This window comes from Streptomyces sp. NBC_00335, assembly GCF_036127095.1.
Taxonomy (GTDB): Bacteria; Actinomycetota; Actinomycetes; order Streptomycetales; family Streptomycetaceae; genus Streptomyces.
Map to the genome: position 1 here is coordinate 1347897 of NZ_CP108006.1, position 13003 is coordinate 1360899.

Annotated in this window: 13 protein-coding genes and 1 tRNA gene; 9 read left to right on the plus strand and 5 right to left on the minus strand. The window is 71.2% G+C overall.

Going from position 1 to position 13003, the window contains the following annotated elements; genetic code table 11:
* The first annotated feature begins 39 nt into the window (after nucleotides 1-39).
* The 7 genes from OHA37_RS06210 (at nucleotide 40) to OHA37_RS06240 (ending at nucleotide 7831) form a co-directional block, all read left to right on the plus strand.
* Nucleotides 40-1053: an agmatine deiminase family protein gene (locus tag OHA37_RS06210; protein ID WP_266903264.1), complete on the plus strand. Its 1014-nt coding sequence runs from the start codon at nucleotides 40-42 to the stop codon at nucleotides 1051-1053.
* Nucleotides 1054-1167: 114 nt separating this feature from the next.
* On the plus strand, nucleotides 1168-2892 hold the full coding sequence (locus tag OHA37_RS06215; RefSeq protein WP_266903265.1) for an ABC transporter substrate-binding protein: 1725 nt from the start codon (nucleotides 1168-1170) through the stop codon (nucleotides 2890-2892).
* Nucleotides 2889-3848: an ABC transporter permease gene (locus tag OHA37_RS06220; protein ID WP_266903266.1), complete on the plus strand. Its 960-nt coding sequence runs from the start codon at nucleotides 2889-2891 to the stop codon at nucleotides 3846-3848. The genes OHA37_RS06215 and OHA37_RS06220 overlap by 4 nt, the downstream gene beginning before the upstream one ends.
* The gene (locus tag OHA37_RS06225; RefSeq protein WP_266903267.1) at nucleotides 3845-4699 is read left to right on the plus strand and encodes an ABC transporter permease; all 855 of its coding nucleotides are present in this window, start codon (nucleotides 3845-3847) and stop codon (nucleotides 4697-4699) included. The genes OHA37_RS06220 and OHA37_RS06225 overlap by 4 nt, the downstream gene beginning before the upstream one ends.
* Nucleotides 4696-5760 carry an ABC transporter ATP-binding protein gene (locus OHA37_RS06230; RefSeq protein ID WP_266903268.1) on the plus strand — a complete coding sequence of 355 codons (1065 nt, stop codon included), beginning with the start codon at nucleotides 4696-4698 and terminating at the stop codon, nucleotides 5758-5760. Before OHA37_RS06225 ends, OHA37_RS06230 begins: the two co-directional genes overlap by 4 nt.
* Entirely contained in the window at nucleotides 5757-6596 is an 840-nt protein-coding gene (locus OHA37_RS06235) for an ABC transporter ATP-binding protein (RefSeq protein WP_266903269.1), read from the plus strand. The genes OHA37_RS06230 and OHA37_RS06235 overlap by 4 nt, the downstream gene beginning before the upstream one ends.
* Before the next feature lie 92 nt (nucleotides 6597-6688).
* Nucleotides 6689-7831: an agmatine deiminase family protein gene (locus tag OHA37_RS06240; RefSeq protein ID WP_266903270.1), complete on the plus strand. Its 1143-nt coding sequence runs from the start codon at nucleotides 6689-6691 to the stop codon at nucleotides 7829-7831.
* A 58-nt stretch (nucleotides 7832-7889) separates the two neighbouring features.
* Here the strand turns inward: OHA37_RS06240 and OHA37_RS06245 are convergent, their stop codons facing one another.
* Nucleotides 7890-8267 carry a DUF4440 domain-containing protein gene (locus OHA37_RS06245; RefSeq protein ID WP_323182402.1) on the minus strand — a complete coding sequence of 126 codons (378 nt, stop codon included), beginning with the start codon at nucleotides 8265-8267 and terminating at the stop codon, nucleotides 7890-7892.
* Between the two features lie 219 nt (nucleotides 8268-8486).
* Nucleotides 8487-8571 (minus strand) — tRNA-Leu (locus OHA37_RS06250).
* Between the two features lie 345 nt (nucleotides 8572-8916).
* On the opposite strand from OHA37_RS06250, the gene OHA37_RS06255 reads away from it, so the two are divergent.
* On the plus strand, nucleotides 8917-10113 hold the full coding sequence (locus OHA37_RS06255) for a low temperature requirement protein A (protein WP_266903272.1): 1197 nt from the start codon (nucleotides 8917-8919) through the stop codon (nucleotides 10111-10113).
* On the opposite strand, the gene OHA37_RS06260 is transcribed toward OHA37_RS06255, so the two are convergent.
* Nucleotides 10100-11041 (minus strand): beta-ketoacyl-ACP synthase III, encoded by a 942-nt coding sequence (locus OHA37_RS06260; RefSeq protein ID WP_266903273.1) that lies wholly within the window; start codon nucleotides 11039-11041, stop codon nucleotides 10100-10102. The two genes, OHA37_RS06255 and OHA37_RS06260, sit on opposite strands and share 14 nt — an antisense overlap.
* A 215-nt stretch (nucleotides 11042-11256) precedes the next feature.
* Here OHA37_RS06260 and fdhD point away from each other — a divergent pair, with 215 nt between their 5' ends.
* On the plus strand, nucleotides 11257-12090 hold the full coding sequence (gene fdhD / locus OHA37_RS06265; RefSeq protein WP_266903274.1) for a formate dehydrogenase accessory sulfurtransferase FdhD: 834 nt from the start codon (nucleotides 11257-11259) through the stop codon (nucleotides 12088-12090).
* Nucleotides 12091-12180: 90 nt separating this feature from the next.
* On the opposite strand, the gene OHA37_RS06270 is transcribed toward fdhD, so the two are convergent.
* Both OHA37_RS06270 and OHA37_RS06275 read right to left on the minus strand, forming a co-directional pair.
* The gene (locus OHA37_RS06270) at nucleotides 12181-12450 is read right to left on the minus strand and encodes a hypothetical protein (protein WP_266903275.1); all 270 of its coding nucleotides are present in this window, start codon (nucleotides 12448-12450) and stop codon (nucleotides 12181-12183) included.
* A 118-nt stretch (nucleotides 12451-12568) separates the two neighbouring features.
* A complete protein-coding gene (locus OHA37_RS06275; RefSeq protein ID WP_266903277.1) occupies nucleotides 12569-13000 on the minus strand; it encodes a (2Fe-2S) ferredoxin domain-containing protein in 432 nt (143 codons plus the stop codon).
* Between the last annotated feature and the right edge of the window lie 3 nt (nucleotides 13001-13003).

The window sequence follows — 13003 nt, forward strand, 5'->3', positions numbered from 1 at the left end:
CTTACAAACACTGACTGAATTTTCAAACAGGAGTGGATCATGACCAGTTTCCGCATGCCGGCCGAGTGGACGGACCACGAGGGCTGCCTGATGGCGTGGCCGACCCGGCAGGAGCTGTGGGGCGACGTCTTCGACGAGGTGAAGGTCGAGTACGCCCACGTCGCCAACGCGATCGCCGCCTTCGAGCCGGTCACCATGGTCGCCCTGCCCGGCAGCGGCGACGAGGCCCGCGCACTGTGCGGTGAGGGCGTCGAGGTGATCGAGCTCCCGATCGACGACTCCTGGTTCCGGGATTCCGGGCCGATCTTCGTACTCGGTGAGGACGGCCGGCGGGCGGGCGTGGACTTCCGCTTCAACGCCTGGGGCGGCAAGCACTTCCCCTACGACACCGACGACAAGATCGCCGGGGCCCTGCTGACCCACCTGGGCGTGGACCGCGTCGACTCCCGGATGATCCTCGAAGGCGGCGCGATCACGGTCGACGGCGAGGGCACGCTGATCACCACCGAGCAGTGCCTGCTGCACCCGAACCGCAACCCGGACATGACGAAGGAGGAGATCGAGGCCGAGCTGATCGCCCGCCTCGGTGTCACCAAGGTCATCTGGCTGCCGTACGGCGGTCTGCTGGACGTCGAGACCGACGGGCACGTGGACGGCGTCTGCGCCTTCGTCGCCCCCGCCACCGTCGTCGTTCAGCTCCCGAGCGACCCCGCCCACCCCGACTTCGAGCGCATGCGCGTCAACCGCGCCGTCCTGGAGGGCTCCACCGACGCCGCCGGCCGCCCCTTCACGATCATCGACCTGCCGCAGAGCAACCTCGTCGAGGTCGACGGCCGGGAGACCGAGGTCGGCTACCTGAACTTCTACATCGCCAACGGCGGGGTCGTCGTCCCGGTCGCCGGCACCACCGAGGACGAGGGCGCCCTCGCCGTCATCGCGTCCGCGCTGCCCGGCCGCAAGGTCGTCGGAGTCCGCTCGCGCGTGATCGCGTACGGCGGTGGCGGCGTGCACTGCATCACCCAGCAGATCCCCGCGGCCGGCCGCACCGTCTGACCGGCTCGCCCCCTTCGCCGTGCCCGGGCCGGCGGCCCGCATCCGAGCCTCCCCTCCTCGACCCGCTCGCCGCCTGCCCGTACCTCCCCGCCCCGCATGGAAGAGAGAGCACCGATGCCCAGATCCCTTCCCTGGTCCAGAGCCGCCAGGTCCTCCGGTCGCACCGACGCCGCCGGCGTCTCCCCCGCCCCCCGGTCCACGCCCCGCCGCTCCACGCCCCGCCGGTTCGCGCTGCCCGTCGCCGCGCTGGCCGCCCTCGGCATGGTCGCCGCGTGTTCCGGCCCGCCCAAGGGCGACGGGAGTCAGAAGGGCGCCTCCTTCAAACTGTCCGCCGGCACCCCCGCCGCCGCGGGTGAGATCGACTCCTTCACCTGGGCCGTCTACGCGGAACCGCCGACGCTGGACTACATCTCGGCCTTCGACTACCCGGCGAACACGATCCTGTCGAACGTCTGCGAAAGCCTGATGCGGTGGACCCCGCAGCTCACCACGGCTCCGGGCCTGGCCGAGAAGGCCACCAACCCCAACGACCTGACGTGGGTCTACGACCTGCGCCCCGGCGTGCGCTTCCACGACGGCGGCACGATGACCGCCGACGACGTGGTCTTCAGCCTGGGCCGTCAGATGGACCCGCAGAACGGGGCCGCCTGGAACAGCAACTTCTCCAACGTCGAGGCGGTCACCAAGACCGGCCCGCTCCAGGTGACGGTCAAGCTGAAGCAGCCCGATTCGCAGTTCCCCCAGTACATGGCGACCGCCGCGGGCGTCGTGTCCTCCAAGGCCGGGGTGCAGAAGGCGGGCGAGGACTACGGCACCACCGGCAGCCTGGACTGCACCGGCCCCTTCAAGCTGGGCACCTGGAACAAGGGCCAGTCGATCGAGCTCCAGCGCTTCGACGGCTACTGGGGCACCAAGGCCAAGTCCGCGAAGGCCGTCTTCACCTTCCTCACCGACCCCAACGCCCGCACGAACGCCCTGCTGAGCGGCGAGGCCGACGGCGGCTACCTGATCCCCACCGAGAGCTACGACCGGCTGCGCGCGAGCGGCGCCGGCACGCTCTACTTCGGCGAGGGCCTCAGCACCGTCAACGTCAACGTCACGAGCATGAAGGGCGCGCTCGGCGACGTCCGCGTCCGCCGGGCCCTGTCCCTGGCCCTGGACCGCCGCGGCTTCGTCAAGGCGGGCCTGGGCGGCGCGGGCACCGTCACCAGCTCGCTCACCACCAAGGCGGTCTGGGCCGGCGCCCCCGCCGCCGCCCGCGCGTCCGCCTTCGACAACCTGCCCTCCCCCGAGCAGAACATCGACGCGGCCAAGCGGATGATCGAGGAGGCCGGCGCCACGGGCAAGACGCTGACCGTGGCCACGAGCTCGATCGGCCAGGACGTCTCGGTGCTGGCCACCGCGATCCAGGACGCCGGCACCAGGATCGGCCTGAAGATCGAGCTGAAGACCATCGCCCCCAACGCGTTCACCGCGCTGTTCACCGACCCCGCGGCGCGCGAGGGCATCGACATGTTCCCGGAGACGTACTACGACTCCATCACCGACCCGATGGACCTGCTGAGCAACTTCCAGACCGGGGCCTACCAGAACTACGCCGGCTACAGCGACGCGTCCTACGACTCGCTGGCCGACAAGGCCCGCTCCGCGTACGACCCGGCCAAGCGCTTCTCGGCGGCCGCCGAACTCCAGAGGAAGGCCTCCGACCAGGTCCTCTGGATCCCGGTCGCCGAGTGGCCGACCGCGGTCTTCCTGAACAAGCGGATCACCGGCGCGCCCACCACCATCTCCTACCTCTACTCCCCGTGGGCCGCGAACATCGGGGCGGCCGCGCGATGACCTTCCTGCGCTTCGCCGTACGCCGGCTGGCCGAAATGGCCGCCACCCTGCTCTGCGCCTCCTTCGTGATCTTCGGCGCTCTGTACCTGGCTCCGGGCAATCCGGCGAGCTTCCTCCTGGGCGGCCGCTCGGCCTCCCCGGAGGCCCTGCAGGCGATCAACGAGCACTACCACCTGGACGACCCCTTCGCGGTGCGGTACCTGAACTGGCTCGGCCAGGTGGTGCAAGGCGACTTCGGCCGCTCCATCACGTACCGCACCGACGTGTCGCGGCTCCTCGCGGACCGGCTGCCCAACACCCTGATGCTGATCTCGATGGCGCTCGTACTGGTCCTCGTGTTCGGGCTGCTCCTCGGCTGGATCGGCGCCGTCCGCGGCGGGGCCGCCGACTCCGCGATCCTGGTGACGACCACCGTCGCCATCGGCACCCCGTCGTTCGTCGCGGCGGTGCTGCTGCAGGGCCTGTTCGCCGTGAAGCTGGGCTGGTTCCCCACCGGCGGGGCCGGCGAGGGATTCGGGCAGATGCTGTGGCACCTGACCCTGCCCGCCATCGCCCTGGCGCTCTACCTGATCGGCATGCTCGCCCGGGTCACCCGGGCCGCGATGGTCGAAGTCCTCGGCCAGGAGCACGTCACGGTCGCCCGCAGCCGGGGCGTGTCCACGAGCCAGGTCATCCGGCGGCACGTCTTCCGCAACGCGCTGGGCACCGTGCTCACCACCGGCGGGCTCATCGTCTCCACACTGCTGGTCTGCACCATCCTGGTGGAGTCGGCGTTCAGTGTGGGCGGCATCGGCCAGCTCCTCGAACTGTCCACCACCACCAAGGACTTCCCCACCGTGCAGGCCATCTCCCTCATCATGGTCGCGCTGTTCATGACGGTGAACCTCGTCGTCGACCTGCTCCATCCGCTGGTCGATCCCCGGGTCACCCTCGGCCCCGCGAAGAAGGCCTCGTGAGCTCCGTCCTGGTGCGCCGGCCGGGCCTCGCCCGGCTCCGGACCTCCCGCGCCCCCCTCTCCCTGTTCTGTGCGGGCTTCGTCGCGCTCGTCGTCCTCGTCGCACTGCTCGCCCCCTGGATCGCGCCCTACGATCCCAACTCCGTCGACCTGGGCAACGCCCTCGCGGGCCCTTCGGCCGACCACCTCCTGGGCGTCGACGCCTCCGGGCGCGACACCTTCTCCCGGCTGGTCCTGGGTGCCCGCACCTCGCTGCTCGGCCCGCTCGGCGTGGTCGCCTTCTCCACCGTGGCCGGCGTGGCGATCGGCACCGCCGCCGCCTGGCGGGGCGGCTGGCTGGACTCGGTGCTCTCCCGCAGCACCGAGCTGGTCTTCGCCTTCCCCGGCATGCTGCTGGCCATCCTGATCGTCTCGGTCTACGGCGAGGGCCTGCTGGCCCCCGTCATCGCCCTGGCCATCGCCTACCTGCCCTACGTCAGCCGGCTGACGCGTTCCCTCGTCCTGGCCGAGCGTTCCCGGCCGTACGTGGAGGCGTACCGGGTGCAAGGACACTCGGGGGCGCAGATCTGCCTGCGCCACGTGGTCCCCGCCGTCATGCCCGTCGTCCTCGCGCAGTCCGCGATCAACTTCGGCTACGCCCTGATCGACCTGGCCGGCCTCGCCTTCCTCGGGCTGGGCGTACCGGCCCTGACCCCGGACTGGGGCCGCATGGTCTTCGACGGCAACGCCGCCATCCAGGCCGGCTACCCGCTCGCGTCGATCGTGCCGTGCGCGGCCATCGTGCTGACCGTGGTCGCCTTCAACGTCGTCGGCGAGGCCTGGGCCGACAAGGTCTCCAGGAGGGACCGATGAACACGCCGAACCCACCGACACCGCCGAATCCGCTGAACACCCTTGAGATCGAGGGCCTGCGGCTGCACCTGCCGGGCGCCGTACGGCCCGTCCTCGACGGCGTCGGGCTCACCGTAGGCCCCCGGGAGACCGTGGCCCTGGTCGGCGAGTCCGGCTCGGGCAAGAGCCTGACCTCGCGCAGCGTGCTGCGACTGCTCCCCGACGGGGCCCGGACGGAGGGCGAGGTCCGGGTGGCCGGTGACGACGTACTCACCATGTCCCCGGGCCAGTTGAGGGTGCTGCGCACCAGCACGGCGGCCATGATCTTCCAGGACCCCCGGGCGGCGGTCAATCCGATGCGCCGCGTCGGCGACTTCCTCACCGAAAGCCTGCGGCTGAACGCCAAGGCGAGCAAGGCGGTCGCCGAGGAACGGGCGGTGGCGATGCTGGAGGCCGTCGGCCTCACGGCGGGCGCCCTGCGCAAGTACCCCGGGCAGCTGTCCGGCGGCATGCTGCAACGGGTCGTGATCGCGGCCGCGTTGATGGGCGACCCGGCCCTGATCCTCGCCGACGAACCCACCACGGCACTGGACGTCACCACGCAGGCCGAGGTGATCGGCCTCCTCGGTGATCTGCGCGAACGCTTCGGAACGGGGCTGCTGTTCGTCACGCACGACCTCGGCCTCGCCGCCGCGATCAGCGACCGGGTGTACGTGATGTACGCGGGCCGGATCGTGGAAACGGGCCCGGCCGCCGAGCTGTTCGCCCGGCCCCGTCACCCGTACACGACGGCCCTGCTGAACTCCACCCCGCGCCTGGACGCGCCCCGGGGGCGGCTCGCCGCGATCGAGGGCCGGCCGCCGAGCCTGCGGGAGGAACTGAGCGGCTGCCCGTTCGCCGCGCGTTGCGTACTCGCGACCGACGTGTGCACGCGTGAGGCGCCGGCCCTGCTCCCGGTCGCCGGTGAGCCGGCCCGGCTCGCCTCCTGCCACCACGGCGACCTGATCGCCGAGCAGGAACGCGAACGGGAGCGGGCGGGGACCCAACGGACGGGGACACAGCGGAAGGAACTCCACCCATGAGTACCGCTACTGACACCAGCGCCGGCACCGCGCCGACCGCGACGAAGACCGTCCTGGAGGTCCTGGGCCTGCACCGGACCTACGGGAGCGTCCGGGCCGTGGACGACGTGTCGTTCCGGCTGGCCGCGGGCGGCTCCCTGGGCATCGTCGGCGAGTCCGGTTCGGGCAAGACGACCACGGCCCGCATCGTCGTGGGTCTGGAGCACGCGGACGAGGGCCGGGTGCTGATCCACGGCCGCGACCGGGGCGAGCACGCGCGCGGCAAGGCGCGCCGCCTCGCACGGGCCCGTGAGGTCCAGATGGTCTTCCAGGACCCCTTCTTGTCCCTGGATCCGCGCACCACCGTGGGCGCGGCCCTGCGGGAGACCCTCGCCCTGCACTTCCCCGGCACGGACCACGCGCGCCGGATCACCGAACTGCTCGACCAGGTCGGCCTCGGCTCCCGCGAGGCGGACGCGCTGCCCCGGCAGCTGTCGGGAGGACAGCGCCAGCGCGTCGCGATCGCCCGCGCGCTGGCGGTCGAACCGGCCGTCCTCGTCCTCGACGAGGCCGTGGCCGCGCTGGACGTCTCGGTACAGGCCCAGATCCTGAACCTGCTCTTCGACATCCGCGAACAGACCGGCATCGGCTACCTGTTCATCACCCATGACCTCGGCGTCGTGCGCTGCGTGACCGACGACGTGATCGTCATGCGCAGCGGCCGGATCGTCGAGTCGGGCCCGACGCAGCAGGTGCTCGCGGCCCCCCAACACCCCTACACGCGACTGCTCCTGGAGTCCGTACCCCGCCCGGGGTGGGATCCCCGGAGCATCGCCGCCGCTCGTCGCGCCCTGTGAGGGGGGGTCGCGGGTGCGTCAGCGCCCGCGACCCATCGGCTCACCCGTTCCACGCCATCGCGCATCCACGCTTGACGAAACGGAGATCAGAGATGAACGAGCACGTAGCAGGGAAGCTCGACAGACGAGGGTTCCTGGCCGCGGCCGGCCTCACGGCCGCGGGCGCCGCGCTGGCATCGGTCGGCGGGCAGGCCTTCGCGGCCGGCCGGCCGGCGGGCGCGGCCGCCGGTGCCTTCTCCGTACCGTGCGAGACCGTCCGGCACACCCGGACCTGGATGGCGTGGCCCGACAGGACCTCCATCTGGGGCAACAAGCTCTCCGGGGTGCAGGCGAACATCGCGCTCATCGCGAAGACCATCGCGAAGTACGAACCGGTCGTGATGCTCGCCAACCCGGCGAGCGTCTCCAAGGCGAAGAGCGCCTGCGGGACGTCGGTCACCGTCATCAGCACGATCCCCGTCGACGACTGCTGGATCCGTGACACCGGCCCGGTGTTCCGCACCAACAGGGCGGGCGGCCTGGACTCGTTCGGCACCAACTTCAACGGCTGGGGCAACAAGCAGAGCCACGCCAAGGACGCCCTGGTGGCGCGCCGTGTCGCCGCCTACGCCGGGGTGGCGTTCAGCACCACCTCGTTCGTCGGCGAGGGCGGCTCGGTGGAGACGGACGGCGCCGGCACGCTCATGGCCACGCGCAGCTCGCTCATCAATTCCAACCGCAACCCCAACATGAGCCAGGCACAGCTGGAGGCGGGCATGTGCGCCGCCTACGGCGCGTCCAAGGTGATCTGGTTCAAGGGGATCTCCGGCCAGGACATCACCGACGACCACGTCGATGCCACGTCCCGGTTCCTCGAAGAGGGCAGGGCCCTGGTGCAGATGCCGCTCGCGAGCGACAACGACATCTGGGCCAAGGACGCGCGCGAGCAGTACCAGATCCTGTCCACCTCCACCGACGCCCAGGGCAGCCCGATCGCGGTCACCAAGCTCCAGGGCCCCGACTACGACAAGATCCGCTCCACGAACCCCGACTTCGTGGCCTCGTACGCCAACTACTACGTGTGCAACGGTGCGGTGATCTCCTCGCAGTTCGGTGACACCAGGGCCGACGCCGCGGCCAAGGCCACCCTCCAGCAGCTCTTCCCGGGCCGGGTCGTCGTGCAGCTCAACACCGACAGCCTCGGCGCGGGCGGTGGCGGCATCCACTGCGTGACCCAGCAGCAGCCGGTCGCGTAACCGCTCCCCCGCACGTCCGGTCCCCCGCTGTCCGGGGGGACCGGATCGCGCTGCGGGGCTACAGCGCCACGTCGTCCCAGGCCATCGCGCTCATCCGCCAGCCTTCGGGCGTCCGTACGTACTGGGTGGTCTTGTGGCCGGTGCCCTCGAACCACGTTCCGTCGAGGTACCCGGACTTGCGGTACTCGCTGAACCGGTGCGCGACCGAACCGAAGACCTCGGTCCGCTCGGCGACCTCCCATTCGCGGAACTCCGTCAGCGTCCCGTCGGTGAGGATCTTCTCCCGGGGCTCGATGAAGCCGTCGAGGTCGTAGATCACGGGCTCGGCCCCGACGTTCTTGATGATCATCCCTTGCGGGATGAACACCTCCCGGACGGCACCCAGATCCGGCCGCCCGCCTCCGGCGTTGGTGAACGCCCCGAGGAAGATGCTCATCAACCGGTCCAGTTCGGCCTTGACTTCGGACACGCGTACCCTCCCGAGGGCGAAGATTCCCGGCCGATCTTCGCCTACCCCCGGCACCAGGGCAATGACCCGGGCGGGCGGACCGCGGGCGGACCCCAGGGCGCCGGATCACGTCCGCATACAACGACAGAGCCGGTCGAAGCGACGTTACGTCGCTTCGACCGGCTCTGTGCGGTCTACTGACCTCTGTGTCCGAGGGGGGACTTGAACCCCCACGCCCGATAAAGGGCACTAGCACCTCAAGCTAGCGCGTCTGCCATTCCGCCACCCGGACTAGGTGGTCGGCCCCGGTTTCCCGCGGCGACATGGACAACAATAGCAAAGGTTCGGCGGGGTTCCGACCAGGTATTTGGCCCGGCCCGAGTCCGACGCGCCGCGCTGACCTGCGGGCATGCCCGGGGCCCGGCACGCGGGCCCGGCCGAGACGTTCCGTCTCGCGAGCTGGGTCCATCCTCCGGGCGCCGCGCGCCGGGCCGTCAGCCCGCCGGGCGGGATCGCCGTCCCTCCCGGGTCGCACGACGGAGCACCGGGGGCTCCCGAATGCTGATACCCGTTGGACAGCGACGGTCCGAGGCGATCGGATGGGCGCCGCATGTTTGAGTCCAGGGGGGAATCACATATGGAATCCGAGCATCGCGTCAGCACGCTGGAGCTCTTCTTCGACCTCGTCTTCGTCTTCACCATCACCCAGCTGACGGTGCTGCTCGCGGACGACCTCACCCTCCGCGGCGCCGGGCGGGTGCTGCTGATCTTCACGGTGCTGTTCTGGATGTACGGCGGCTACGCGTACCTGACCAATCAGGTACCGCCCGACCGGCCCGTGCGCCGCTTGCTGATCCTGCTCGCCATGGGGGCGTTCCTGGTGTGCGCCCTGGCCGTCCCGACGGCCTTCGGGGACGGCGGGGTCGCCTTCGGGCTCGGTTACCTGGTCGTCGTGATCACGCACAGCGCGCTGTACAGCCAGGCCCACGGGCGCGGGGTGCTGTGGTTCGCGCTGCCGAACGCGCTGTCCGCGCTGTCGGTGACGGCCGCCGGGCTGTTCGACGGGGCGGCGGCCCTCGGGCTGTGGGGGCTGGCGCTGCTGTTCCAGTTCGTCACTCCCGCCATCTCGCGGCGGGCGACGGCCTCGGGGGCCGAAGCCGCCGAGGGGACGACCATCGAGGAGCAGCTCGGCGGGATCGGCGCCGCGCACTTCGTGGAACGGCACGGGCTGCTGCTGATCATCGTGTTCGGCGAGTCGATCATCGCGGTCGGCATCGGGGTGGGCTCGCTGCCGCTGACCTTCGGGATCATCGTCGGCGCGTTCCTGACACTGGCCGTCGGGGCCGCGCTGTGGTGGATGTACTTCGTGCGCGACGAGGGGCGCGCCGAGCACGTTTTCGCGGGCTGCCCCCCGGACCGGCGTTTCAAGCTGGCGCTGCGCGCGTACTACTACTGCTTCATCCCGATGCTGCTGGGCATCGCCGCCTTCTCGGCGGGCGTGAAGAAGAGCATCGGGCACCTGGGCGAGCAGCTGCCGGCCGGGCCCGCCCTCGCGCTCGCGGGCGGGGTCGCCTGCTATCTGGCCGGGGACGTCGCCTTCCGGCTGGTACTGGGGATCCGGCCGGTACGGTTCCGCGCGCTCGCGGTGGTGCCCGTACTGGCGACCGCCGCGGCGGGCATGCGGATCGGCGCGGTCTGGCAGCTGACCGCGCTGGTCCTGGTGCTCGTGGCCGCGCTGGCGGCGGAGTCCCGCGCCTCGGTCCCCGGCCCCGTGGGGGACCAGGCCGCGGCGGGGAACGCCGCGGGCTCCGGCCCCGTCGTTACGGGCAGCTGATGACCTGGCCGGCGTAGGAGAGGTTGCCGCCGAAGCCGAAGAGGAGGACGGGCGCCCCGGAGGGGATCTCGCCGCGCTCGACCAGCTTGGACAGGGCCATCGGGATGGAGGCGGCCGAGGTGTTGCCGGAGTCGACGACATCGCGGGCGACGACGGCGTTGACGGCGCCGATCTTCGCGGCGAGCGGCTCGATGATCCGCAGGTTCGCCTGGTGCAGGACGACCGCGGCCAGGTCCTCGGGGGTGATCCCGGCCTTCTCGCAGACCTTGCGGGCGAGCGGGGGGAGCTGGCTGGTGGTCCAGCGGTAGACGGACTGGCCCTCCTGGGCGAAGACCGGCGGCGAGCCCTCGATGCGGACCGCGTTGCCCATCGAGGGGACCGAGCCCCACAGGACCGGGCCGATACCGGGCTCCTCGCAGGCCTCGACCACGGCCGCGCCGGCGCCGTCGCCGGTCAGGACGCAGGTGGTGCGGTCGTTCCAGTCGGTGATCTCGGTCATCTTGTCGGCCCCGATGACCAGCGCCCGGGTGGCGGCGCCGGCCCGGATCGCGTGGTCGGCGGTGGCCAGGGCGTGCGTGAAGCCCGAGCAGACGACGTTGATGTCCATCACGGCGGGGCTGGAGGCCATGCCCAGCTTGGCCGCGACACGGGCGGCCATGTTGGGGGAACGGTCGATCGCGGTGGAGGTGGCCACGAGGACGAGGTCGATGTCGTCCGGGGTCAGACCGGCGCTCGCGAGTGCCTTTCCGGCGGCCTGGTAGGCCAGCTCGTCGACCGGCTCGTCGGGTCCGGCCATGTGCCGGGTCTTGATCCCGACGCGGGATCGGATCCACTCGTCGTTGGTGTCCACCATGGCGGCGAGGTCCTCGTTGGTGATCACCTTCGAGGGTTGGTAGTGCCCTAGCGCCACCACGCGTGAACCGGTCATGGGCGGGGTCCCCCCTTGTAAGGCAGTCAGGATTTACCAGCTTTGCCTGCTACTGATGGGTACAGGGGCGCGTGACCCGACAGGATTCAGTGCCCGGAATTTGGAGCTTCCCGAGGGTCCTCCAGCCGGGAACGGGAACCGGAACGGATCCGGGAGAATGGGTGCTCCAGGCGATAGGAATGGCCGGTCGACGGCAGAACAGGTGGACTGATCACATGGGACGGGTCACCGAACGCCGTCGCGTCGTCCGGATTCGGGGCGGCGTGGCGGGGGCCCGGGCGGACACGCTGGTGGCCGAAGAACCGCTGGAGATACGGCTGAACGGCAAACCGCTGGCCATCACGATGCGCACCCCGGGTGACGATTTCGCGCTGGCCGTGGGTTTCCTGGCCAGCGAGGGAGTCCTCGCCTCGGCCTCGGACGTCCGGGCCGTGACCTACTGCGAGGGCGCCACCGAGGACGGAACGAACACCTACAACGTGGTGAACGTCCAGCTCGCCGCCGGAGTTCCGGTGCCGGACATCACGCTGGAGCGGAACGTCTACACCACCTCCTCCTGCGGCCTGTGCGGGAAGGCCAGCCTGGACGCCGTGCGCACCGCGACCCGCTTCCCGGGGCTCGCGGACGACCCCGTACGGGTGGGCGTGCGGCTCCTCGGGGAGCTTCCGGACCGGCTGCGCGCGGAGCAGAAGGTCTTTGAGCGCACGGGCGCCCTGCACGGCGCCGGGCTGTTCTCGGCCGGGGGCGAGCTGATCGACGTACGGGAGGACGTGGGCCGGCACAACGCGGTGGACAAGATCGTCGGGCGGGCGCTGCAAGCCGGTCGGCTGCCGCTGACGGGTTCGGTGCTGCTGGTGTCGGGGCGGGCTTCCTTCGAACTGGCGCAGAAGGCGGTGATGGCGGGCATCCCGGTGCTGGCGGCCGTTTCCGCTCCGTCCTCGCTCGCGGTGGACCTGGCGCTGGAGTCGGGACTGACGCTGGTCGGGTTCCTGCGGGGCGGGGACATGAACATCTACGCGGGCGAGGAACGGATCGACCTGACGGCGTGAGCCGCGGCCCGGCGGGGCGCGGACGGGACGGCGGGGCGCGGACGGGGCGGCGGGGGCCGTCGTACGGCCCCCGCCCCTTCCCCGCACGGACTACTTGTCGGCCAGGTGCCCCGCGCCGGTGTGCCGGGTGCCCGCCGGGGCCTCGATGGTCTGGCTGTACCGGTTGTCCTTGGACGCGGGCTCGATCTTCTTCGCGGCCACGTGCGGGGTACCCGTCGGGGCCTCGATCGTGTGGCTGTGGGAGGAGCCGTCCTTGGCGGCGCCGTTCTGGTTGTCCGCGGCGCTCGCGGCTCCACCGAGGGCGAGCGTGGCGAGCAGGGCGGCGGCGGAGACTGCGGCGATGCGCTTGTTGAGCTTCATGAGGTGCTCCCTGGTGGTTCGGGGTTTCTTGCTGACACCCAGAACCTAGAAGAACCGGACATTTCCTCGCTCTAACGCTTTCCGCCCCCGAAGCCCCTGCGTCCTTACACCGTCCCGATCAGCGCTTGCGGCGGCCGCGGCGGGAGGTCGGCTCGGCCGGCTTCGGATCCGGGGGGTCGATGCGGTGGAGGTCGAGGGTCGCCGGGAGCGGGACGGCTCCGGGGCCGCCCGCTTCGGCCCAGGCGATGACCTCGTCGGTGGCGGTGTCGTCCAGGGCCCAGCCGAACCAGACCGCGCGGGCGCCCCGGCGGCGGGCCTCCGTGGTGGGCTGGACCACGATGACGTTGGCCTGCGCGCAGGGGCCGAGGCAGTCGCTCGTACGGACGGCCAGGCGCCCGTCGGAGGCCGCCGCGGCCTCGCGCAGCCGGGCGAGCTGTCCCGCGTGGTCGGTGCCGGGGTTCTTGCGGGGGTCGCCGCAGCAGCAGCCCCGGCAGACCACCAGGGTGCAGGGGCGCGGGGCGTGGGCGGAGAGCGGGCGTATCCAGGTCACCGC